At 46.3% G+C, this 24,676-nt stretch carries 21 protein-coding genes; 12 read left to right on the plus strand and 9 right to left on the minus strand.

The window, feature by feature from the left end; translation table 11 throughout:
- Nucleotides 1-375 (minus strand): DUF4372 domain-containing protein (locus NTW12_10990; GenBank protein MCX5846862.1); only part of this gene is annotated, 375 nt, incomplete at its 3' end.
- Between the two features lie 854 nt (nucleotides 376-1,229).
- On the opposite strand from NTW12_10990, the gene NTW12_10995 reads away from it, so the two are divergent.
- From NTW12_10995 to NTW12_11005, 3 genes are all read left to right on the plus strand, one after another.
- A complete protein-coding gene (locus NTW12_10995) occupies nucleotides 1,230-2,087 on the plus strand; it encodes an HDOD domain-containing protein (protein ID MCX5846863.1) in 858 nt (285 codons plus the stop codon).
- Between the two features lie 224 nt (nucleotides 2,088-2,311).
- Nucleotides 2,312-4,411, plus strand: a complete 2,100-nt coding sequence (locus NTW12_11000) for a PilZ domain-containing protein (protein MCX5846864.1) — start codon at nucleotides 2,312-2,314, stop codon at nucleotides 4,409-4,411.
- Nucleotides 4,412-4,438: 27 nt separating this feature from the next.
- The gene (locus NTW12_11005) at nucleotides 4,439-7,270 is read left to right on the plus strand and encodes a PAS domain S-box protein (protein ID MCX5846865.1); all 2,832 of its coding nucleotides are present in this window, start codon (nucleotides 4,439-4,441) and stop codon (nucleotides 7,268-7,270) included.
- Here the strand turns inward: NTW12_11005 and NTW12_11010 are convergent.
- Nucleotides 7,232-7,483 (minus strand): transposase zinc-binding domain-containing protein, encoded by a 252-nt coding sequence (locus tag NTW12_11010; protein MCX5846866.1) that lies wholly within the window; start codon nucleotides 7,481-7,483, stop codon nucleotides 7,232-7,234. The genes NTW12_11005 and NTW12_11010 overlap by 39 nt on opposite strands.
- A gap of 194 nt (nucleotides 7,484-7,677) precedes the next feature.
- On the opposite strand from NTW12_11010, the gene NTW12_11015 reads away from it, so the two are divergent.
- From NTW12_11015 to NTW12_11030, 4 genes are all read left to right on the plus strand, one after another.
- Entirely contained in the window at nucleotides 7,678-7,956 is a 279-nt protein-coding gene (locus NTW12_11015) for a hypothetical protein (GenBank protein MCX5846867.1), read from the plus strand.
- 14 nt (nucleotides 7,957-7,970) lie between these two features.
- Complete coding sequence (locus tag NTW12_11020; GenBank protein MCX5846868.1) at nucleotides 7,971-9,299, plus strand: M20/M25/M40 family metallo-hydrolase; 1,329 nt, start codon at nucleotides 7,971-7,973, stop codon at nucleotides 9,297-9,299.
- Nucleotides 9,300-9,312: 13 nt separating this feature from the next.
- A complete protein-coding gene (locus tag NTW12_11025; GenBank protein ID MCX5846869.1) occupies nucleotides 9,313-11,412 on the plus strand; it encodes an alpha/beta fold hydrolase in 2,100 nt (699 codons plus the stop codon).
- A gap of 574 nt (nucleotides 11,413-11,986) precedes the next feature.
- On the plus strand, nucleotides 11,987-12,457 hold the full coding sequence (locus NTW12_11030; GenBank protein MCX5846870.1) for a hypothetical protein: 471 nt from the start codon (nucleotides 11,987-11,989) through the stop codon (nucleotides 12,455-12,457).
- Nucleotides 12,458-12,543: 86 nt separating this feature from the next.
- Here the strand turns inward: NTW12_11030 and rfbB are convergent, their stop codons facing one another.
- The 7 genes from rfbB to NTW12_11065 all read right to left on the minus strand — a co-directional run bounded on the left by rfbB (nucleotide 12,544) and on the right by NTW12_11065 (nucleotide 18,401).
- The gene (gene rfbB, locus NTW12_11035) at nucleotides 12,544-13,596 is read right to left on the minus strand and encodes a dTDP-glucose 4,6-dehydratase (GenBank protein ID MCX5846871.1); all 1,053 of its coding nucleotides are present in this window, start codon (nucleotides 13,594-13,596) and stop codon (nucleotides 12,544-12,546) included.
- Nucleotides 13,597-13,668: 72 nt separating this feature from the next.
- Nucleotides 13,669-14,427, minus strand: a complete 759-nt coding sequence (locus NTW12_11040) for an NlpC/P60 family protein (protein MCX5846872.1) — start codon at nucleotides 14,425-14,427, stop codon at nucleotides 13,669-13,671.
- 60 nt (nucleotides 14,428-14,487) lie between these two features.
- Entirely contained in the window at nucleotides 14,488-15,855 is a 1,368-nt protein-coding gene (locus tag NTW12_11045; protein ID MCX5846873.1) for an HD domain-containing protein, read from the minus strand.
- 50 nt (nucleotides 15,856-15,905) lie between these two features.
- Nucleotides 15,906-16,703, minus strand: a complete 798-nt coding sequence (gene thiD / locus NTW12_11050; protein MCX5846874.1) for a bifunctional hydroxymethylpyrimidine kinase/phosphomethylpyrimidine kinase — start codon at nucleotides 16,701-16,703, stop codon at nucleotides 15,906-15,908.
- 8 nt (nucleotides 16,704-16,711) lie between these two features.
- Nucleotides 16,712-17,374 (minus strand): thiamine diphosphokinase, encoded by a 663-nt coding sequence (locus tag NTW12_11055; GenBank protein ID MCX5846875.1) that lies wholly within the window; start codon nucleotides 17,372-17,374, stop codon nucleotides 16,712-16,714.
- 66 nt (nucleotides 17,375-17,440) lie between these two features.
- A complete protein-coding gene (locus tag NTW12_11060) occupies nucleotides 17,441-18,205 on the minus strand; it encodes a TatD family hydrolase (protein MCX5846876.1) in 765 nt (254 codons plus the stop codon).
- Nucleotides 18,206-18,245: 40 nt separating this feature from the next.
- Nucleotides 18,246-18,401: a hypothetical protein gene (locus tag NTW12_11065; protein MCX5846877.1), complete on the minus strand. Its 156-nt coding sequence runs from the start codon at nucleotides 18,399-18,401 to the stop codon at nucleotides 18,246-18,248.
- Nucleotides 18,402-18,682: 281 nt separating this feature from the next.
- Here NTW12_11065 and NTW12_11070 point away from each other — a divergent pair, with 281 nt between their 5' ends.
- From NTW12_11070 to NTW12_11090, 5 genes are all read left to right on the plus strand, one after another.
- Nucleotides 18,683-19,564 carry a hypothetical protein gene (locus NTW12_11070; GenBank protein ID MCX5846878.1) on the plus strand — a complete coding sequence of 294 codons (882 nt, stop codon included), beginning with the start codon at nucleotides 18,683-18,685 and terminating at the stop codon, nucleotides 19,562-19,564.
- A gap of 212 nt (nucleotides 19,565-19,776) precedes the next feature.
- Complete coding sequence (locus NTW12_11075; GenBank protein MCX5846879.1) at nucleotides 19,777-20,814, plus strand: 2-dehydropantoate 2-reductase; 1,038 nt, start codon at nucleotides 19,777-19,779, stop codon at nucleotides 20,812-20,814.
- A 160-nt stretch (nucleotides 20,815-20,974) separates the two neighbouring features.
- Complete coding sequence (locus NTW12_11080; protein ID MCX5846880.1) at nucleotides 20,975-22,333, plus strand: hypothetical protein; 1,359 nt, start codon at nucleotides 20,975-20,977, stop codon at nucleotides 22,331-22,333.
- Nucleotides 22,334-22,469: 136 nt separating this feature from the next.
- Entirely contained in the window at nucleotides 22,470-22,727 is a 258-nt protein-coding gene (locus NTW12_11085; protein ID MCX5846881.1) for a hypothetical protein, read from the plus strand.
- A gap of 254 nt (nucleotides 22,728-22,981) precedes the next feature.
- Nucleotides 22,982-24,676 (plus strand): PAS domain S-box protein (locus NTW12_11090; protein MCX5846882.1); only part of this gene is annotated, 1,695 nt, incomplete at its 3' end.

Raw genomic sequence — 24,676 nt, forward strand, 5'->3', positions numbered from 1 at the left:
GTAGGCGGTTTCTTTGAGTTCGACACCGAAGTCTTCATCGGCATAAAGGGAGCGTGCTTGAGAAATCAGAATTTGGCAGAAGTCGGCATACATTCGCCAGTCCCGTTTTTCGTTTGCCTCTGCAAGGGTGCTTCGCGATACCCTACCCCTGATGCCGAGGTGATACAGCTTCTCCTTGCGGGAACGAAGGCAAGCTTCAATATCCCGGAGACTTTCCCGGTAAGTTAGCTGGGCGAAGCCCATACATAGATATTGGTCCATACAGGAGAAACTGCTTGTATGATAATTACCGCCGTACCGGTCAACGCACTTTCGAAATTCATACATTGGCAGAAAGTCCATGAGTTGGGAGAATACTGTTTTCCCTGTGTACATGAGCCACCCCTCTTATCGTTTTGGAGTGGCAATACGGCAGAAAAAAATTCAAGTCGATAAAAAGAAAAAACATGCTTAATTATCCGTTAATATTTGTTTTCTGACGCGAGAATTTTCAATTAACCGGACACTAATGATTTAGTATATATCCGCGTCGAAAATGCAATGTTTTCATTTTATTATCATTAAAATGAAGAGAGATCATGGAAAATGTGGAGCAAAAATTATTTTGCCTTACCCTTATGTCTCTTGTTTCTTTGGCAGCAAATGCTTCATTCCATGATACGAGTATAAAAACGGATAGGGGGTACCAATTTACAAGATAGTATCGTAACTCTAACTATATCGTTTTTCCAGATTATATTGCCATTAATGGAAACTAGCAAGATTGGACAGCATTTGCCAATCGAGATTTTTCCTTCTAAAATGCTTCCCAAAGAAGCCTCCCCTCCACATTTGCATTTCCAACACGATACCCTGATTAATATCATTAAATCCGCCCGTCATCCGGAGAAGCAGAATCGGCTTAATAACCTTAACTATATTTGTTTCCCGGGCTTCTATGCAACTGTTTCCTCATGTCAAACCTTTAGGATAACAATAGGATTTTTAACGTCCATTCAGAGGATTATCGGAAAGATGAATTCACTTAGCTTTCGTGGATATTACTCGCCACTGCCATCAGGGATGCATTGCAACATACTCTTTTGCACTTTTTTCGGAGTCGGCAAAACTGCTTATAGAGGTGAGATGATATTGACCTTGTGATCTTAGAAACGTGACACCCTCTTACTTACTATTATCCCATATAAATGAACATTACCTTATTTTACCCTTACAAGGAACTGTTAAAAATGGACACTGAAAAAGCACAACAGATTCTCTTAGATATTGAAGATAAAATACTCAACAGTGTTAATCTCGGCTTTGATCCGGAGGTGCTTGATCTGCTTAATAATCCCGACGCAAGTGAGGGGCAAATTGAACTGCTGAAGGCAAAGATCGGAGATGAAATTCTGGCAAGACTTTTTAATATAGCAAACTCCGTTTATTACGGACAGCTCAAAAGAGGACCTGTTGATACATTCTACAAAGTTGTGTCCAGATTGGGCATGGACTTTACGCGAGTCCTCATCATATTCCTCGCGTTTGCCGCCCTTTCAAAGGACAAGGAGGTGAAAATTATTTTTGCCAAAAGTTTTGCAACTTCACTACTGGGCGGCAGAATATTGGCAAAGGAATTCGGGCTCAGGGACAACGATGCAAAAAAGGTGGAGCTTGGTGGACTCCTCCTCGAAATAGGCAAGATTATCATCGCCATATACAGGTCGCTCTATAACGACGACTATGAGCAAGCGGAAATAGAAGAAGATTTTATCTCTCAGTATCATTCACTCCTTGGCCTGAAAATCGTTGATAAATTTAAATTACCAGAATTCCTGAAGGACATGATTTCCACGGAATGCCTCACGCTCGAAACAGAACTTATTTCTTTATCAGGCATCGTCATTGTGGCTTACAGCCTTGTAGACTTGAGTTTCCGGAGGTTCGGCAACAAGCTCGTCATTGCCTCACCAATGCCTGATCCGGATGGTACGGTGGTACATACCATAGGTGCAGTTGTCGAGGAGACATTCAAGGCCGTTGGGCTTGCAGGGTATATTGAGATTATAAGGCAGTCCTTGCCAAACAGAGGGTGGTCCAAAGGTTGAAGAACTTGCGAAACCTTAAATCATATTTCCAAGAGGATATTTAAACCCCGCTGTATGAGAAGATATAAAATTTGACAATAAAATAACATTCAGTATATAGATATAGATTAGCTGAATACTAGCTTAAACACTAGCTCTTTTACCTATTATCCAGGGGTAAAGAGATCAATAAATGGTATCATTACCACAAATGTTATATTAAAAGGATTGTAGCCCTTCGATAAATGGAAGAAAAAAAAACTTCGCAGAATATTCCTACTGATATCGCGAGATTTAGAAAAACATCTGATGAAGACTTCCTTCCCCCATGGCTTTTCCAGCATGAAGACCTCATAAATGCAATCGAATCAGGCAACCATCTTGAAAAAGATAAGCTGATAAATACACTAAACTATATTCATTTTATGGGTGGTTACGTTCATGTCTTATTACGTCATCCCAAATATGAAGAAGAAATTCTTGTAAAGGCCAAGCCCGAGGTTTGCGTCAACGATGAATTAACCTGTTCCTGGGATAAAATTCACACAAGTTTCAGCCTTGAAAATTTCCAATTCCATTACCTGATAGTAATAGTAAGAGAAAAACAATCTATAATACTCATACCTGCAACACTGCTTAGTATAAGCAAAACAGAATTAAAAATACTGATACCGGAAAAGAGCTATCTTCTCAGCAGGCGCCGGACCGGTCGCTTCACTTGCCGGGATGTAACTGCAGAATTGACGCAAAGTGGATTCCTTGCCAGAGGTAAACTGGTGGATTTCGGTCCACTCTCCTTCCGCATAAATGTGAACACAGAGGTACCCTCTTCATTTCATTTGTTTAATAAAGATGTTGTATCTACGGTCCGATTTACCAGCAATGACAAAGTCCTTTTTTCCGGAAACTGTTTCTGTCTTCGGCAACAGCATGATAATTATGGTTGGGAAATTGTGCTTGTTCCTCTGAGTGAATGCATCGATCGTTTCAAGGCAAGAAAAATACGCCTTCCTCGCCGTCAGATCTTACCACCGCCAATAGCTACGTTTGAACATCCTTTCTTCAAAAGGAATGTACAACGTGAAATTTTCAATATCTCTATTACCGGATTTTCTGTATACGACGACGCGGATAATGAAGTACTTGTACCAGGAATGGTCATACACGGGCTATCAATAGTATATGCCGGAGAACTGAAAATGAGCTGTACAGCTCAGATAATTTACCGCCGGAAGCAGGATGATAATAAAATTTGCTGCGGCGTTGCCATTCTGGATATGGACATCCATAGTTATAGCCGTTTAAATCGCATCCTCAGTTTAAACGCAGACCCCCATTCCTGCATATCCACTGAAGTGGACATGGACGCCCTCTGGGAGTTCTTTTTTGACACCGGTTTTATATACCCTAAAAAGTATAAGTTATTCCAATATCATCGAGAGGAATTTAAAAATACTTACAGGAAACTCTACCAGGAGAACCCCGAGATTGCTGCGCATTTAACCTATGAACAAAACGGGCGAATCTATGGTCATATGTCCATGATACGAGCCTATGAGCGTGCCTGGATGATTCACCATCACGCGGCGAGGCCAATTGCAAAAAAACGCCCTGGCTTCATTGTTCTAAAACAGCTGGTGCAGTTTTTGTACGGCATGTACCATCTGCCCTCTGCAAAAATGGACTATATCTTGTGCTATTTCCGTCCGGAGAATTCATTTCCTGACCATGTATTTGGCGGCTTTGCAAGGGAAATGAATAATCCGCAGATTGGTTCACTTGATCTTTTTTCTTATGTGACATTTCCTGTCGGAATGCCTCAGAATCAGCTACCGACAGGGTGGTCATTACATGAAAGTACATCTTCCGAATTATGGGAGTTAGAACAATTTTACAAACATTACTCCGGTGGTTTGATGTTTAACGTACTAAATTTAGCACGAAAAGACATCACCGATGAATCTCTGGAAAATGTTGCCCAACGGCTCGGTTTTATAAGAAAGTGGAAGGTCTACTCTCTCTCTAATAGGGGTTGTTTGAAAGCAGTTTTGATTGTCAATCAGTCTGATGTGGGAGTAAATTTGTCTGAGCTTTTGAACAGTATCAAAGTCATTGTAATCGATACGGAATGTCTTCCATGGAAAGTACTTTCCCTTGCCATTGCATACCTGACAGGAGTTTATCAACTTGACAGCATTCCCGTTCTAATTTATCCATCTATTTATTCCGATATTATGAACGTTCCCTGCGAAAAGAGATATCAACTGTGGATTCTGAATGCGTTGCATCACCCAAACGAATTTGTGGAGTATATGCAGCAAAGGTTCAAATTGAATTATGAGTAGTGAAGCTCAATACTAAAGAATTTAATAATGAAAGATATCCCTTTATACAACAGCAGACTTATTAAAAATTACATAGAATATATTAGTGAACATCATCCCGAAGTCGATATAGCTGTTCTCCTTAATTACGCCGGTATTACCTCTTACCAGCTTGAAGATGGAGGCCATTGGTTTGGCCAAAAACAAATAGATCTTTTTAACAAAATCATTATACAGCAAACAAATGATCATGATATTCCCCGCAAAGTTGGTCGCTTTATAACACTTTCTAAAGCCGTAAGTCCCATACGACAATATACAATCGGATTTATAACGCCTTTAGCCGCATATACAGTACTTGGGAAACTCTACCAATTCTTCAGTCGCGCCAGCACAGTTCAGATAAGAAGGCTCAGTTCAAACCAGGTTGAAGTTGTCGCTATACCAAATCCCGGAGTTGAGGAAAAGCCCTTCCAGTGTGAGTATCGAATAGGATCACTTGAAGCCATTGCTAAGCCCTTTACAACAAAATTTGCCAATATCGAACATCCAACCTGTTTGCATAAAGGAGGGGACAACTGCCATTACATAATAAGCTGGGAAAAAAATCCCTCCTCGATATGGAAGAGAATCCGTAATTACATTATGCTTTCAGTATTTGGGATTTGCCCCGCATTTATTTATAATCTGCCAGGAATGCAGTGGGTAGGGCCTGTTTTGCTTTACATTTTGTTTGCAATGATTTTCTCCCTTTACTCCGAGTATGTGGAAAAAAAGTATCTCGAAGTAAGCCTCAAAAATCAGGGTGATTTAGCCGACAGTCTTTTGGATGAGATCAATATTCGCTACAACAACGCCATGCTTGTTCAGGAAATCGGCCAGGCTACTTCCATGATTTTAGACAGTGAAAAGTTGCTCAAATTGATTATGAAAGCAATGGAGAACCGCTTGGATTTTGATCGTGGCATGATCATGCTCTCCAACCAGGAAAAGACCCGTCTTATTTATACCGTGGGTTACGGTTACAATCCTGAGCATGAAGAGTACCTTACGGGAATAGAGTTTCATCTTGATAAGCCTCAGTCCAAGGGACCTGTCATAGAGTCTTTTCGATTGCAGAAACCCATCTTGATTGATGACATAACTGAAATAGAAACCCACCTTTCAAGAAGGAGTAAGGAGTTTGCTAAAATAATGGGCACACAGTCATTTATTTGCGTCCCCATCGTTTTCGAAAGCGAGTCCATGGGCGTCTTGATGGTTGATAACATGCGATCCAAGAGACATCTCAGGCAGAGTGATCTAAGCCTCCTGATAGGCGTCGCAACTCAGATCGCAATCAGCATGAAAAATGCTCTATCCTATCAAAAAGTTCTTGAGAATGAAGAACGGATCCGATCCTTAAGCGAGAACGCCCCCGACATTATTTACACGCTGGATATCAATGGATCGTTTAATTATATAAATCCTGCCTGGGAAAAGGTTCTTGGGCATAGCACCGAAGAGGTTATAGGACGATACTTCATTGACTTTATTAAGAAAGAGGATATCAGCAACGTTATCCACCTTTTCAAGCAGATAAGGGATGAAAAACTCACAATAACGGACAGAATTGGTACTATCCTTCACAAAGATGGCTCAGAACGGGTTTTTAATATAAGTGGGGCCCCAAACCTCGATTTGAAAGGAAATGTAATCGGTATCGTGGGAATTTTCAAGGATATCTCCGAGCAGAAGAAACTTGAATCACAATTGATTCATGCACAGAAGATGGAGTCTATTGGCACCCTTGCCGGAGGTATTGCCCATGACTTTAACAATCTTCTCGCGGGTATTCAGGGATATGCTTCTTTGATGTTTCTTGATATAAATGTCTGTCATCCCCTTTATGAGAAACTCAAGGGGATTGAAGAACAGGTAAAAAGTGGCGCGGACCTTACCAGGCAGCTTTTGGGATTAGCCCGCGGCGGGAAATACGAAATCACTGTGGCTGATTTAAATGAGATCATCGACAAGACCTCGTCGATATTTGGAAGGACAAAAAAGGAGATCAGTATTCACCGGAAGTATGAGAAGGGTCTCTGGGCGGTGGAAGTTGATCGAGGGCAGATCGAGCAGGTGCTTTTGAATCTATATGTAAACGCCTGGCAGGCCATGCCTGGTGGCGGGGACTTGTATCTGGAAACGGCCAATGTTGTTATTGATGATGAGTTTGTGAAACCGTTTTTTGTGAGCTCCGGAAAGTATGTAAAGGTTTCGGTAAAAGACACAGGTATCGGGATGGATGAGAAGACGAAGGAGCGGATATTCGATCCCTTTTTTACAACGAAGGAGATGGGAAGGGGCACGGGTCTTGGGCTTTCGTCTGCCTACGGCATTATTAAGGGACACAATGGCATAATACACGTGTACAGTGAGCAGGGGCAAGGGGCAACGTTCACTATCTATCTGCCTGCTTCGGATAAAGAAGTTATTAAGGAGTTGGAAGTTTCTGAAGATATTGTAAGGGGTGAGGGGGGTATTCTTCTTGTGGATGATGAGGACGTGATCACTGATGTGGGCAAGGAGATTCTGGAACTGCTGGGGTACAGAGTTTTTATTGCCAAGAGCGGTCAGGAAGCCATAGAAATTTATAACGCCAGACGCGGGGAAATTGATCTGGTCATCCTGGACATGATCATGCCGGGAATGGGTGGGGGAGAGACATTCGACATTCTTAAGTCGATTAATCCAAGCATCAAAGTAATCCTTTCCAGCGGATACAGCATAGACGTACGTCCAATAAAGATGCTGGAGCGGGGTTGTGACGGTTTTATTCAGAAACCTTATAGCATGAACACTCTATCGCAAAAGGTGAAAGAGGTGTTGAATAAGGAGTGATGTGGTGAGTACTTGCTTTATATTATCCAGTATAACCGTGCGTAGTAGGCTTCGGCGATAACCTGGAAAAAAATGGAAACTGAAAGAATACAGAAGATACTCATGGCCGCAGTCCCCGCATCGGACACGGGCAAAGCCGTTGTGGAAATCTCCGCAATCCAGATACCGATAAATAACCTGTTGAAGAGAAGGTTGCCAGAATGCGTACTGCATTGAGAAATGCTCATCATATAGATACGGACAAAGGTTTCAAAATGTTCATGCACGCACTTGTAATAATCGGAAGATTTCGGGTTCCGTGGACTATAAACAGCTACAGGAGTGGACATGATTGATTTTTTTGACAGAAGCGACCGATTATTGTAAGATTTAATTCTTTCATTCACCGCCGCTAAGTCTTCCCATCGATGACCACGATACCTTTTGTTTTTATTATCTTGACACACAAACGCCTTCCTCATATACTTGCACACCAAAAAGCAAATTCTTATCAAAATCAAACAAATGACCGCCAGGCGGAGTTCGCGCGCCTCAAGTATAACTTGAAAAATGCCAGCGTTCAGCTTCAGAGCCTGCTGCAAGAGGAAGACCAGCAACCTTGGCTCTTGCAGACGCAGTTTTCGGATCGCAACCAGCAGCGAATCGCCAAACTGCTGGCTGGCGCGAATGAGCGTTCCTGCAGCTGACAAGGAGGTTTAGGATGGCTCTTACGAGCGTGGCACGAGAAGGGCTCTCCCATTTGAAAGCTCTTCTCACTTTAGACACCACAAATCCTCCAGGAAAAGAAATCCAGGCTGTTCGATATTTGGAGCGAGTCTTGCGTCAGGAGGGCTTTGAACCCGTGGTGCTGGAACCCGAGCCAGGTAGGGGCAACCTGGTGGTCCGGTTACAGGGGGATGGCTCAAAGAAACCCTTGTTGCTGGCCAGCCATCTAGATGTGGTGGCGGCGGATTCTTCGGGTTGGGACGCTCCTCCTTTTGCTGGCCAGGTAAAGGATGGCTACCTAATTGGGCGCGGCGCGCTCGACATGAAGCAAATGACCGCTATGTCGCTGATGACATTGCTGACTCTGCGCCGAGAAGGCGTTCCTTTGCGGCGCGACATCATTTTTGCGGCCGTGGCCGACGAGGAGTGCGGTGGTGAGAAGGGCGCGGGTTTTTTGGTGCGGGAACATCCCGACTTGATTCGCTCGGAGTTTGCATTGGGTGAAGTGGGGGGCTTTCGGATTCAAATCAAAGATAAGAACTATTTCGTGGTGCAGACAGCGGAGCGCGGTTGCGCCTGGTGTCGGGTACGCTTCAAGGGAGAGAGCGGACACGGTTCCTTGCCTTTACCAAACAGCGCCATCAATCAACTGGCCCAGGCTTTGACACGGCTTCGCCACCAGGGTCTGCCACGCCATCTTTGCGCTCCGGTTCGCTGCTTTGTCGAGCGCGTCTCGGATGCGCAAAAGCTTCCGGTGGGATGGGCCTTGCGAGCTCTGCTCCATCCTTTGACCGAGCGGCTGGCCTTATCGCTGATGAAGCCATCCCAAGCGCGTCTATTCTATGCCCTCCTTCATCCAACCGCCTCTCCCACCTTGCTGAGGGCTGGAGAAAAGGAAAATGTGCACCCGGCCACGGCTGAGGTGATTCTGGACGGCCGGGTGCTCCCGGGGCAATCCTTCAACGGGTTTCGTCAAAAACTCCAATCGGTACTGGGCGAGGACGCAGAGATCGAGTTGCTAAAGTGGATGGATCCGTTGGTGTATTCAGACAAAAACCAACTGCTGGATACAATTGAGCGGGTGCTCAAGCAGCGGGAACCAGGAAGCATCATGGTTCCATACCTGAACACAGGATACACCGACGCAAAACACTACGACAAGTTGGGCATCATAACTTACGGTTTTGTACCGATGCTCAACGACCCCCAGGAGCCCATTGCAAACCTGATTCACGGTAAAAATGAGAGGATTGGAGTCGATGCCTTCGGTTGGGGTGTGGAAGTATTACTGGAAGTGGTTCGAAGATTCTGCGGCCACGGATAATGGAGAAAATCGTATGATTAAGCAGACAATTCTTATAGAAGTAAGGACATTGCGAGTAAGATTTAAAACAACAATCCGTCATGCCGCGGCAACCAGAAATGAAGGAGAGAGCATCTGGATCCAAGCAAAAAGAAATGGAAACAAGGGATATGGTGAGGGTTGTCCGAGAACCTATGTGGCCGGTGATGATCTTGAGTCGAGTGTCAAATGGGTAGAGGAAAATTTTTCAACCGGGAAGGTGAATTTCGAAACACTGGACGACCTGAAACAGTGGGTCGAAAATAACAGCACAGCAATCGATAAGTACCCGTCGGCGTGGTGTGCAATAGAAATGGCACTGCTTGATCTTTTTTCCCGGGAGAGAGGTTGCAATGTTGAAAGATTGCTTGAACTAGATGGCTACGAACTCTGTGGTCGCTACACTGCCGTTCTGGGGGACGATAAAAAATGGAAATATACCACGCTGGTAGATAAATATCTGATCCGAGGATTTTCTGATTTTAAAATCAAGTTAAATGGCAATCTCGAACGTGACATGGAAAAGCTTTATATTCTTGAAGATTTATGTATTCAGCATAACACCAAAGACATACGTATTCGTTTTGACGCGAATAATTTATGGAAGGATCAATGTGACGAAGCCATAGCGCATATTACGGCACTGGGTGGACGGGTATTCGCACTGGAAGAACCCGTAGGATCACGAAATGCTAGAGACATAAGCAAAATCAGTATGGCTACAGGGCTGCCTGTCATTCTGGATGAAAGCCTGTGTACCCTGGATGATTTATCGCTCTATAAAAATATACCTGGAAAATTCATAGCGAATATTAAAATATCGCGGGTTGGCGGTCTTATACGAGCTTTAAGACTGATTGAAGAGCTGAAAAAACTGGGTTGGCCAATTATCATCGGATGCCATGTGGGTGAAACCTCGTTGCTCACAAGGGCCGCACTTATAGCAGCCTCTGCTGCCGGAGAAAGTCTCATTGCCCATGAAGGGGCATTCGGTGACTATCTGGTAGAGCGGGAGCCGGTGGAACCAATGCTGAAATTCGGCCGCAATGGTCTGCTGAATTTGAGTTTTCCCTATTACTTCAAAACAGTTCAGGGACTTAAGGTCATCCCGGCTGAAAACTGGAATACTGGATTTGGAATGCAGTGCCGTATGCCCATTGTTCCGGACGACGGCACACCCGAAGTTCATTTTCTCGAAATGCCCGATAAGTATAAAATTCATTACCGTGTCTGGGGTAAAACCGAAGGGGAAAATGTGGTGCTGATTTTACACGGGGGCATGAGTCATTCTGGCTGGCAGGCGCCTCTGGCAAATCAGCTGCGTTCAATGTCGCCGGACATATCCGTTGTTGCACCTGACCGGCGGGGTTGCGGTTTAAATGAGAAGCGCGGAGACTTGGGTTCTGTTCAATTTGTCATTGAAGATGTGATCAAGCACATCGAATTTCTAAAGAAGTCCTTTAAGAGGATTCATCTTGCAGGCTGGTGCCAGGGTTCACAATACGCTTCTGTTGCTGCGGCCAAACTGGGAGATATGCTCTCCAGCCTTATCCTGCTAACTCCGGGCTTTTTCTGGAACGAGCGGTTCAGGTCAGTTTTAAGTATCGCAGAAAAAATCGTTATGGATATGATTTCTGAATTCAAACTGAAACCCGAACGGAACCATGCCTGTATCCCAATTCCCATGGAAGCAACCGATTTCACACTGATCGATGAATGGCTTGATTTTATTGACAACGATGATCTTAAAACAACCATGATTACATTAAAATCCGTAAGCATCATGGATGAAATTCAGGAGCTTTCCTGGTTCGCAATACTGCAGAACACCCTTCCAGTGCTTGCTATTATGGCAGAAAATGATCGGATTGTTGACAACAATAAGGTTCTACAATTCATTGGCCATCTATTTACCGGTAATAATCAAAACCGACTGGTATCACTGGAAAGTGGTCATGCCATACAGTTTGAAAAGCCAGAAGAAGTTGCTACCGAAATTTTGAATTTTATTCGGCAGAGGAATGATGATTTGATAAGAACTCGATTCTCTGAGCCGGAAGTATACGATGAGCGTCCATGTGTATCAATGAAATAATGATCACAAGATATGGTATGGGGTGCAGATGATTACGGTGGGAATGTATAGGACGTCGTCTTTCTGATAGGGGGGAGGACACCTTTTACTCTTTTTACCTACCCTAAAGACCGTTTTCGGGCGTTATCCGGGCAAAATTCTATATCGTTATGATTGCATGTATTCATCCCTAGAGTGGTCAGGAAGCCATAAAGTTTTATAAGGCAAGGAGCGGGGAAATGGTGTAGCAGGTTGCGTCTATAAGAGAGTAGCAAAAAAATGGAAGCTGAAAGAACACACCAGACAAAGTGATCTTAGTTAATAAAAATTAAAATCTTGACGGCAACTAAAGAGAGCCTTTCGAGAAACTGGCTTTATTATGTATAGTACCTTTCTCACTGCGTAGATAACTACACGCTAACTATCCCGAAGTCCTCTTCCGAAAAAACTTCTTAGTATCATTTTCACGTATTATTACAACCAGTTAAATTAACTACATCTGCCGGTCAGTTCTGGCATGAAATATGATTTAAGATAGTAATAAATGTCCACCACTACATCTTAATGAGTTAAAAAAATTGAAATGAGGTTTCATATGGCAAAGAGAAAAAAAGCGCTCGCAAAAAGCAAAATCGGCAGGTACGACGAAACTCCGACGACACAGAAGACTGATCCGTCAGGAGTAAGGTTAGAGCAGTTGTGCGAGGAAAGAGAGGTGGGGATGGACGGCATTATCCATTGGAAAGATGCCGCTTTGGAGGAAGCCGATATATACAATTTTATGGGATGGTTCGAGTTGGAAGGCTATCCTCTCGATAAATGGTTTTCTCTTCCTGATCATAAAGGTGTCAACGTGATATCGCCAGGCAAATTCGATCCTTTTCAAAACCTGTTTAAAATCATGAAGGTTGATGAAAGCCGTCTCTCCCTTGGAAACATCTATCAGAGCACAGGATTCTTCAGATACGAAGACTCAGGAGAAGAAGCACAGAGCGTCAATGAGTTAAACCTCACATTCAATGATATTGCGAACATAGGCTTTGCGGCGCGAAGCATTCAGTTCTAAAAATTTAACTTTGGTTGCATTACTCCTTTTATAATTCCAAATCATTTGGCGAAATGTGGGGAATGTGCCGGATTTCCTTATTTCAACTATTGTCCATAATGCTCTTTAATCCATGCCTGATATTCACCACTTCTGATATTCTCAATCCATGCTCTGTTATTAAGATACCATTCTATTGTTTTTCTGATACCCGATGCAAACGATTCCTTTGGAGACCAGTTCAGTTCACTTTGTAATTTGCTGAAATCAATGGCATATCTCCGATCATGTCCCGGCCTGTCTTTAACAAACGTGATCAGCTCTCTCCTGGACTTTCCATCAGATGACGGCAGCATCTCATCAAGGATATCACAGATCATTTCCACAATGACGATGTTTTCCATTTCCGAATTGCCGCCGATATTATACATTTCTCCTCTTTTACCCGACTTCATGATTGTCCAGATAGCCTCACAGTGATCTCTGGCATACAGCCAATCCCGGACGTTCCTGCCGTCTCCATAAACAGGCAGGGGTTTCCCTTCAACAGCATTGAGAATCATCAGGGGAATCAGTTTTTCCGGAAACTGGTAAGGGCCATAATTATTAGAACAATTGGAGATGGCGGTGGTCAATCCGAAGGTTTCATGATAGGCGCGAACCAGGTGGTCCGATGCCGCCTTTGACGCTGAATAGGGACTGTTGGGCCGGTATGGCGTCTCTTCTGTAAAATATCCTTCCTGCCCAAGGCTGCCATATACCTCATCCGTGCTTACATGATGGAACAAAAGAAATTTTTCAGTTCTTGCCCTGGCAAGTTCAAGAAGATTAAAAGTGCCAACGATATTTGTATATATGAAACTCTCGGGTCTTTTGATCGACCTGTCAACATGCGATTCCGCTGCAAAATGGCAGACAGCGTCGATAGTATAATCACTGAAGATTTTCCCCATCAGAACCGCGTCACAGATATCCGCCTTATGAAAGATGTACCTGCCGGGATATTGTGCGTCGATGCCCCTGAGATTTTCAGGATTCCCTGCATAGGTCAGTTTATCAACATTGATGACTTTGCCCGTGAATTCTGTTTCTTCCAGTAAATAGCGGATAAAATTGCTTCCGATAAATCCGCAACCACCGGTAACCATAAGATTATTCATGTTCATGTTCTCCCTTCTTTCGCGAACAAGTTTAAGATTATTACAAATCGCTTTCGACTTCTGCAACAGTGTTCATAGATACGCCCTTCCCCCGATATACCGTTTTTTGTAATAGCTTCTTGACAGGGGATCCACACGAATATTTTTGCCTCTGCCCGGTGCATGGATAAAACGACCTTCCCCAACATATATACCCACATGCGTGACCTTATCTCTTCCTGACGTCGCAAAAAAAACAAGGTCTCCCTTCAAAAGGCTGTCCCGCTCAACAGGGGTCCCCGCCTCATACTGGTCCTTAGATGAACGGGGAAGGTCAAGACCGTTTAATTGATATACAGTCATTGCCAGCCCGCTGCAATCAAAGCCGGCGTCTGATGAAGAGCCACCCCAGAGATAGGGAACGGCGATAAATTTCTGTGCCGTCTTTATAAGCTCCTCCCTGATATATATGTTGCCATGCGTTTGTTGCTTTGCGATAGCATATTCATCAGGAGTTACGATATGGTATTCATCGATCACCCCCGACAATTTGAGGTTTTCCGCCTTTTCACGGGCAATCATCTTTGAAGGATAATTACCAAAACTCACCTTGTATAGCCCCACACGGGCAGCGAAATAGGTGGCCTTAAAACCTCGGTCCCGGAGCCGGTCAGTCAGCCGGACGGCATTTTCGACATGAGAAAAGGCGCCAACCTGAATGGTGTAGCCCATATGGGCGAGCTTCTTTTCTACAACCTTTGCTGGAGGACTATATGCACGCCGTTCTGCACAACCCGTGACAAGTGAAACAACGAGAAAAAAGGCAATTGAAACCTTGAGGAAACAATTCATACTAATAAAACCTTCTGTTCCTTTCACACGTCCCTCGCAATTTCTTTTCCATCAAATTTTCTAAACATCATCCGGTGATTTTTTACCCCATCGTTCCATCACCAGTCTGCGAGCCTCGTCGGATGTCGATATCTCTCCGTCAAGCTGAGCGTCCTCAACAATACGCAGTATCTCGCTGAAAAGGGGGCCCGGAGGGAAACCCATGGTGATAAGATCATCTCCACTGAGCAAGCGCGGAGGATGCAGCTCATCATCCGCCATCTCTGTCAGCTTGTTCCTGCAAAACTCATAGTTATCAAGAACACCATGGCTCCCAAGACAGTCCAGGCGATGAAGTTCAAGATGCATGTCAAAATCGGGCATTCTGAGGAAACGCTTTAATCTGTTCGGACGCATTTCCCTGACGTTCATAAACAGCATATGACAATGAACAAGGGCAAGAATTGTCTCTGTTTCCGCACGCGAGAACTTGAGGCGTCGCATCAATGCATCGGCGATCTTTTCCCCTTCACGAACATGGCCATAGAAGTGAATGCCTGATTCATCCTCGGAACGAGTACGCGCTTTACCGATGTCGTGCATGACTATTCCCCAGGCAATCCGCATATCATTCTCCACACCTTCTCCCGAAGGCAACAGGTCGAGCATTCGGAGTGTGTGTTCCCATACATCGCCTTCAGGGTGGAACCTCGGCGGCTGTTCGACACCACGAAGGACATCGACCTCGGGCATAATTTCTGATAGAATCCCTGTTTCCGCGAGTATTTCCATGCCACGCCGCGCGCCTCCGCGCGTAAGGAGCTTCGTTAACTCGTCACGGACACGTTCCGCACTGATGTTGCGGAGTGAAGAGACGTGTTGTTTGATTGCATGAAACGTTGCCGTCTCGATCCGGTAGCCAAGGTTGGCGGCAAAGCGGACAGCACGAAGCATTCTGAGATGATCCTCGGCAAACCGTTCTTCAGGATCGCCTATCGTGCGAATTACACGGTTCTCAATATCCCGCCTGCCATCGACATAGTCGATGATATCACCTTTGCGGGGATCCATGAGGAGGGCATTAACGGTAAAGTCACGGCGACGCACGTCACCCTCAGCATTGGTAAATTCAACATGAGCCGGCCTGCGCCCGTCTTCGTAGTCGCTCTCGGTGCGAAAAGTTGCAACTTCGTAATTGTGCCCTTCCTCGACCACCAAGACAACGCCAAAATTTATCCCCACCGGCACGGTGCGGGAAAACAGAGAACAAACCTCATCTGGCCTGGCGGAGGTAACGATGTCATAATCTCCGGGTTCCACACCACGCAGGGGATCGCGCACACATCCACCTACGAAATAGGCTTCATAACCGGCATTTTGTAACCGATGGACAATACTGATCGCAGTATCACGAGATGCCTTAGATTTTCCGGGACTGTTGCCTAACAAAGGTCCATTTCCTGTTTAATACCCGATCCACCGCAATAGTGACAACCTTTTCACTCATCCGGTAAAAGTGGAGCAAGATGGTTTATCAATCTGTGTCCGGCGCCGATGTTGTGTGCAGATTTGATTGCCTTTGTGATATATGTCTTTGCCTCTTCCACGGCTTCAAATACACTTTTCCCTCTGGCCAACAGAGTTGCGATGGCAGCAGAGAAAGTACATCCTGTACCGTGCGTGTCTTTCTTGTCTATCCTCTCGGAAGAAAATGTGTAAAATTTCTTCCCGTCATAGAGGACATCCACAGCATCCCCTGTAAGATGCCCACCTTTAACGACTACATTCTTCGCGCCGCAGTTGTAAATGACCCTTGCCGCTTTTTTCATGTCGTGAACGGAGGTGATCTTCATTTCGGCCAGAACCTCGGCCTCAGGGATATTCGGCGTCACAACAACGGCCATCGGGATCAATTCTCCGATCAGTGCTTCCCTTACTTCACCTGTTATCAATGCCTCTCCACCCTTGGCCACCATTACCGGATCGACGACGAGCTTTTCAATGCCATATTTTCTGACCATTCCTGCAACAGCCTTTAAAATCCCGGTATTTGTCAGCATCCCTGTTTTGGCGGCATCAACACCAATATCGGTCATCACAGAATCAAACTGTTTTTCCACAAAATCCGGCGCAACCGCATAAATACCCTGGACACCGAGCGTATTCTGGGCGGTAAGGGCAGTGATAACGCTCATACCATACCCCCCTAATACGGTGATTGTCTTTAAATCCGCCTGTATTCCCGCACCGCCGCAGGAATCCGAACCGGCGATGGTTAAAACCCGTACTATCTTCATTTGCTTCCTCAGGGGAAAACCCCCTCTTTGAAATACCTGATCACCAGGAGGCAGCCTGTACTTACAGAAATAACACCCCTCGTGGCGGTTAATCGATTACTGATCCCGTACGGTCTCCCGATTTCCATCACCCCGTTTTTGAGCGGATATTCAAACCCGTCAAGGGTTATTCCTGTCACCACATCCGAAAAAGGTAAGAGAGACACAGTCTGCCCTATTTCTCCATCAATGACACAGTTATGGGTAACAACAAAAGCTTCACACCATTCATCAATCAATCTTGTGTGTATGCCCTTTTTCGCACCCAGGACCAGCAGCGATATATTACCCATAACATGATCGATCCTGCTTCCAAAGGCGCCGAACACATAGATTTCATCAGGAGCCATACTGAACGCATATTCCAAAGCCAGTTGTGTATCCGTCTCTTCCTTCGTCTCCGGATATCTGATGATCCTGCTTCCCCGCTCCCTGAAGTAATCCAGCATAACCGGTGTTAAAGAATCCATATCACCGATTATTACCTGCGGGACTATACCGATGCCGTATACATGGCTGGCGCCGCTGTCCGCACAGATTATCTCGGAAGGGTTCACCTCAGACAGTTTTGACCGGAAAAACGCCAGATCTTTGATCTGGCCACCGGCAACCACAAATAAGACTTTTTTCATGGGATGAAAAATAAGACTTTGTTAAAATATTTTCTCTTATGTTCGGGTAATTATTCTCAGACTTCCTTACTTTATACCAAAGACATTCCTGGTATTCTGATATGTCACGCTTGCCAATTCTTCAAGAGACAAGCCTTTTATTTCGGCTACTTTTCTTGCTGTATGAATAACATAGGCAGGTTCATTCCTTTTTCCCCGATTAGGATGAGGAGTCAGATAGGGTGCATCTGTCTCCACCAGGATATCGGTTACGGGAATATTCCTGACCACGTCCCGCAGTTTTTCTGATTTTCCGAAAGTGATTGCCCCTGGTATAGATATGAAGAAACCCATTTCAAGACACTTTTCAGCCATTTTATAGTTTCCTGAAAAACAATGAACAACCCCTCTGTGCTTTCCCTTCCATCCCCCCAGCATCTCCAGGGTTTCCTGATGGGCGTCACGGTCATGTATGATTATGGGCAATCCAATTTCGCTTGCCAGCTCTAACTGTTCTCCGAATCTCCTTATTTGTACATCCCGCGGCGACAGATTACGAAAAAAATCAAGTCCGATTTCCCCGAAGGCCACAACTTTATCCATCTTTGCGAGTTTTTTGAGAGTCTCATAGGTCGTCTCATCGATATCCTTCACCTCATGGGGATGAATTCCAATCGCCGCATACACATTTTTATACTTATTGGCGATGGAGACAGCCTTCCTGCAATCATCGAGAGTCGTACCAACCGTTATAATCAGATCAACTCCCGCATTTTCAGCCCTCCTTATAACTTCATCCCTGTCTCGGTCGAAATCATTCATCTCCAGATGTGCATGAGAATCAGCGAGCATAATAACCCTTTCCACGCAAATAAACGATCAACCCCCTGGATTACTCTATAATCATCTCATCCGCACAAGAAGCTACGTCGGGAAGTTCCGCAAGATAAGGTTGTAAATGTTCCTCTGTAATCTCTCCGTCAAGCAACTTCTTCATAAGAATCCTCTTATCAGTCTCACCTTCGTAACCACACTGCTTTTTTTTCATCTAACATTCCTCCCTTTTCCAGACTATTGTTTAGGCCTGACTATCTATTATACTTTTCTTATTTTTTCAACAAATACTCATAACAATTCGCCTTCAAACAATAAATGCTCGCGGACGAGCCACTCAATCACCTTGAACGGTAGGACAGGCGTCCCGCCTGTCTGTACTATTGATGAACGAAATCCAATTGATATCAAACAGCGGCAAACTCCTTGACAGACAGGTTGGAATTCACTTACATTCGAGGGCAGGTACCAGCGAGAATCCGGGATTACTGAAAAATGGACACGATGCGGAAAACACATGCTCAGAAATGGCCGATACACGGCTGGATCGGCATAGTCCTGTCCATAACTTTCTGGATCATGAACTGGTCCCTGTCCGGACCTCGCACGCACTGGGGATTTTTCCCCATGTGGTTAGGGTACTGCCTTACTGTTGACGCGCTGGTTTTCATCCGAAAAGGCCATTCACTGTTAACCCGCAGCCCCGGCGCCTATGTGGCTCTCTTTTTCATTTCGGCGCCGGCCTGGTGGCTTTTTGAAGTCATAAACTGGCGTACCCAAAACTGGTACTATGTTGGTGAAAATCTTTTCTCTGGTGCTGAGTACTTTTTGCTGTCATCGCTGAGCTTCTCGACGGTTATGCCGGCGGTATTCGGTACGGCAGAATTAGCCGGTACGTTCCTCTGGATTAATAAAATGAAATGTGCTCTTCGCATTGTACTGACTCCAGCCACACTAATTACTCTCTTTATCACAGGCTGTATTATGCTGGCATTGATGTTGATCTGGCCTGTTTACTTCTTTCCTTTCGTCTGGCTTTCAGTCTATTTCATACTGGAACCGTTCAATGTCCGGCTGAAGAACCACACGCTTATCCAGTACATTGCTGTGGGTGACTGGCGGCCGGTGTTGGCGCTGTGGGTGGGGTGTCTCATTTGCGGTTTCTTCTGGGAAATGTGGAACTTCTACTCATATCCGAAGTGGATATATCGCATACCGTTCTTCGATTTCCTTCACATCTTTGAAATGCCGGTATTGGGCTACTTCGGCTACCTGCCATTCTCAATGGAATTATTCGCCCTGTATCATTTAACAATTGGTTTGCTCAAACCCGGCATGGTTCAGAACTATATCCAGCTCTCACCCGAAGAAATTTAGCAAATGATTTTCGTTTTCGGTAACAACCGCTTTCCCGGCATCCACAACTTCCCTTGAATACCGATATCCGTCCTTTTCACCGTTTCATCATACTCTCCACCGACATCACATAGTGCGATATAAGAATATTGACCCACAAAGCCGATTCGCTTATACTCTTAGCACCCGAAAGAGAATTTATAGATACACATCTTTATCACAGGAGTGATTCTATGTTTACCAGGGAAAGTAAAATCGCTGTTATCGGAGCAGGAGCAATCGGTGGAATAACCGCCGGGTTCATCGCCCGCGCCGGGTACGACATTGAGTTGGTGTGTAAATATCCCGATCTGGCTGCAAAAATCAAACATAACGGTGTGCATATCTTCGGTGCGAAAGGGGACTTCACTGTAGCGATGCCGGCTGTGGCTAAAATTTCGGAACTAAGCGGCAAAAAGGACATTATTCTTCTCGCAACCAAAGCCACCGAGATGCTCGAAGCCGCACAAGATCTGCTGCCCTTCCTCAAGGAGACATCCGTTGTTGTGTCGCTTCAGAACGGCATCTGCGAGGACGCTCTGGCAGAAATTGTCGGGAGGGAAAGGACCATCGGATGTGTTGTCGGGTGGGGCGCGACGATGCATGCGCCGGGAGAGATGGAGATGACTTCAACAGGCGAGTTCGTGATAGGAAACATCGACTACAACGATGACAGCCGACTGCCCTTCATACAGGAGCTTCTCTCCACGGTCGTTCCCGTTGAGATTTCAAAAAACATTACCGGATACCTCTACTCGAAACTTATAATCAATTCATGTATCAATTCGCTGGGCGCTCTGTGCGGCCTTACGCTCGGTGAAATGCTCTCGGTGAAAAAGATCAGGAAAATCTTCATTGGTATCATGCATGAAGCGATCGCGGTTTCGGACGCGATGGGTCTTAAGGTAGAAGTCTACGCGGGGAAGCTCGATTATTATAAATTCTTAAAGAATGAAAATATTTTAAACAACGTAAAAAGACACCTCATCATATACCTGATCGGTTTCAAGTACCGCAAAATTAAATCATCGAGCCTGCAGTCCCTCGATCGGGGCAAACCCACTGAGATAGACTATCTGAATGGGTATATCGCCGAAAACGGGAAGCGCATGGGTATTCCTACGCCGATAAATGACAGGATTATACAAATCATAAAGGATATTGAAGCCGGCAAAAGAAAAATATCTACGGAAAATTTTAAAGACTCCTTTTTTTCATCCGGCCGCTTTTGATTTTACTTCAATGAACACACGGAAACCGAACGGCAGAACTCACCACATTTTGTAGTCAAAATGCCTTGACATACAAGCAGCACATTCCTTATACTTGATTCGCTAAAAAAGGAATTCTTATCAAACAAATCAAAAAAAAGAATGAGGGAGGTTCCACCTCATGGCTACGACACCCCTCTCGTCCGTCGGCTACTGCGTTGCCCGGGCTCGCGCGGTCAACCCTCACTTTCGCGAGTCCACGAGCTCGCTGAAGAGCGTCTTGACCGCTCTGCGTTCCATGGCCGCCTCCGGACTCTCCGGCCAGGGCATGGTCGACAAGATGGCCAAGGATCTCGGGAAGATCGTCGCCACGACCCGGAAGAATTCGGACGCGAAAAAGTACGGAGCCATTCTCGACTGGGTCGAGTCGCACTGCTGTCGAGAGGATTCGTACGTATACCACTGGTGGCGCGCCCTCGACCACGAGGACTACCTCTACGACGAGGTTAACAAGCAGCTCGATCGCAAGAACTGGAACATCAAGCCCCTCCTGGTCAAGCTCGAATACACCCTCATGTTCCAGCACGGACTCATGGCCCCTTCTTCCCGTGACACCATCATCGCTGACATGAAGACCGTCTTCGGGGCCGGTCACGACCTGGCCGCCTTCCTCGCCAACGGGATCGAGACCCTCAAACCCGTCGATGGTGCCAAATGCCCCTCCGAGAGGGATCTCCTTCCGGCCTTCACCCTTGCCGTCGTGAAGCTTCTGGCCTTCACGCGGGGCCGCAGCCTCCTTGCCGACCTCATCGCGAACCTTGGGACGAAGAAAATCCTCCTCTTCTGGGGCGACGGATTCGCGGGCTTCCCCGGCAAGAGGGGCCCCCAGGCCCCCGTTGATGCCACAACCCACTCGGCCACGATGCACCTCGGCCCCGCACAGAAACCCGAGCAGCTCGAACAGCGCTTCCGTGCCGCAGGCTCCAAGGCCTTCCTCGACCGGTGCAGCGCCCTCTACAAGGGCTGCACCCGGGGAACCTGCTCGGACCTCCAGCTCCTCTGTCTCACCCTGCCGGCGGGTCTGTACGCATGGCACCACGTCTTCGCGGGCGTCAAGCCGGGTCCCGTGTCCAAGAGCCGCTTCGCCAACTTCATCTCGCCCCACTACTGCCAGGTCTATCACGAGGGCTGCCACTGGATCCGCACGCTGGCCGGCAAGGCCTTCTCCGTGAAGAAAGAGCACACGCAAGCCATCCTCTGCCCCACCCTCATCACCTGCTACGAGAACGCGGAAGAGTTCTTCAACATCCGGGGAGCCGAGCACAGCGAGGGGGCGCTCCTCCGGGAGATGGGATACCCCGAGCGGCTCTCTCACTTGGGCGGCGTCGTTCCCTCCGGCCCCGCCGGGACCGATTACGACGCCAACTTCTCCATGGACTATGGAAAGGGCGACGCTATCAAGTCCCTCGCCCAGGGCCTTCTCGAATACCGCCTCCTCACCAAAGAGGCATACGACCGCACCTACCCCTCCTACCTGTGAGCCCGATGGCGCTCTTCACAACATGGCCGCGGTGGCGCAGATCCACGCGGCAGTAGTCTCCGGCCAGGGGAAGTGCAGCTCGGCCGATGTCGTCGTGGAGGTCGGCTCCTCGCACGTTTGAGACCTGAAAGGAGTTTTGGAACGGGAAGCGATTGGGGTCCTTATCTCGATGCAGGAGTCTACTTCCCCCATTAAAACGGAAGCGGTTACAGCGGTGTTCTATGAGTCCGTTTTCTGGGGGCAGAAGTATCCGAAAATTCAACTTCTCACCGTATCCGAACTGCTGGCCAAGAAGAAGGTCGAAATGCCTCCGATTCGACAAGTTGGGGTGACGGTTAAGAAAGCACCAAAGGTGACAAAGCAGCAAGATGAAAAAACGGAATTACAAATGTGACTGCGAGTCTAATGCGAAGGTGGAACCAAGGGACTCCTTCCTGAAGTAGTTAGGCTGATAAATCTCATAATATAGACGATTTTAAGTGGTAATCTGCGGTTATCGGTAACAATTCTACTTGACAAAAACCCCCTTATAACTTCTAACATTAAACACGAAAATTTATGCGGTTTTGAAGACTCTCACCCAGATATAGCTCGTCTTTCGTTACCGTTTCCACCGCACAGATCATCTCAACACTGGGGGACAACCCTATGAAAGATCAATCCAAGACAAAGCAGGCATTGATCCAGGAACTGACTTCTCTAAGAGAGAAAATTACGGAACTGGAGCAATCTGAATCAGAGCGAAAGCGGGCGGAGGAGGCGCTGCGTCTTCACAGCGAGATTTTGGCGCACATAGTGGAAAGTGTACATCTGGTTCGCGTTGACGATGGCGTGATTATTTATACAAATCAACGCTTTGATAGCGTGTTTGGTTACGATCCGGGCGAACTGGTCGGCAAACACGTGAGTATTATCAATGCTCCGGGCGAAAAAAGCCCCGAGGCCGTTGCAAACGAGATTATCAGAAGTCTTAAACAAGCGGGAGGAGTATGGAATGGTGAAGTACACAATATCAGAAAGGATGGGTACTCATTCTGGTGTCATGCCAATGTTTCAACATTTAAACATCCACAATATGGCGAATTGTGGATATCGGTGAATCGGGACATCACCGAGCGCAAGCAGGCAGAGGAGGCGCTGCGGGAGGGTGAAGGGCGGCTACGTTTTCATACTGACAACTCTCCAATGGCCGTGGTTGAATGGAACACTGACTTTGTTGTAACACGGTGGACAGGTGCGGCTGAAAAGATGTTCGGCTGGAGCTTCGAGGAAACGGTCGGCAGGCCGATCATTGAAATACGCATGATCTACGAGGAGGATATTCCGATCGTACAAAGCGTCATGCAGCGGCTTACCGACGGCAAGTCGAAACATGTTGTTTCCTCAAACCGCAACTATACCAAGAAAGGAGCGGTCATTCATTGCGAGTGGTACAATTCCGTGCTGTATGATTCCGCGGGGAAAATGATCTCGGTCATGTCGCAGGTGCTTGACATCACCGAGCGCAAGCGGGCGGAGGAGGCGCTGCGGGAGAGTGAGGGAAAATACCGGGAAATCATCGAAAATATGCAAGAGGGCTACCATGAAGTGGACATCAAAGGCAACTTTACGTTCTTCAACGAGTCTATGCGCAAGATCATAGGCTATGAAAGAGAAGAACTGTTGGGGATGAATAACCGCCAATATGCGGATGAAGAAAATACCCGCAAGGTCTATAAAGTCTACAACCGGGTCTACCGAACCGGCGAACCGGTAAAGAACTTTGAGTGGCAGATTATCAGAAAGGACGGTGATCGCAGGGATATCGAAGTTTCCATATCACTCATCCGGGATACGGGGGGTCAACCGACCGGCTTTCGGGGCATCGTGAGAGACATCACCGAACGCAAAATAATGGAAGATGCCTTACGAAAGTCCGAAGAGCAGTACCGCTCATTGGTAGAATCGACAAAAGATTCTATTTATTTATTGGACAGAGACTTGAGATACCTGTTTGCGAACAATGCTTATCTGGAACGGGTGGGATTCACACTGCAGCAGCTCATCGGCAGGACTTACAGCGAACTCCATACATTCCCGAGCGATTCGTTTCCTGGATACGTGAATCATGTGTTCGAAACAGGAGAATCCACCGAGTTCGAATACAAAAGTTTCAGGGATAATAAACCTTTCCTCCGGACATTAAGCCCCGTGAGAGGAGAACAGGGAGAAACGATCGCCATTACCGTAATTTCCAAGGATGTAACTCACCTTAAGAAAGCAGAAAATTCGTTAAGAGAATACCAGGGCCAGCTTCGGGCCCTTACGGGGAGGATACAGGCCGCGAGAGAAGAGGAGCGGATT

It is taken from the genome of Deltaproteobacteria bacterium, assembly GCA_026388545.1.
In the GTDB taxonomy this organism is placed as follows: domain Bacteria; phylum Desulfobacterota; class Syntrophia; order Syntrophales; family UBA2185; genus JAPLJS01.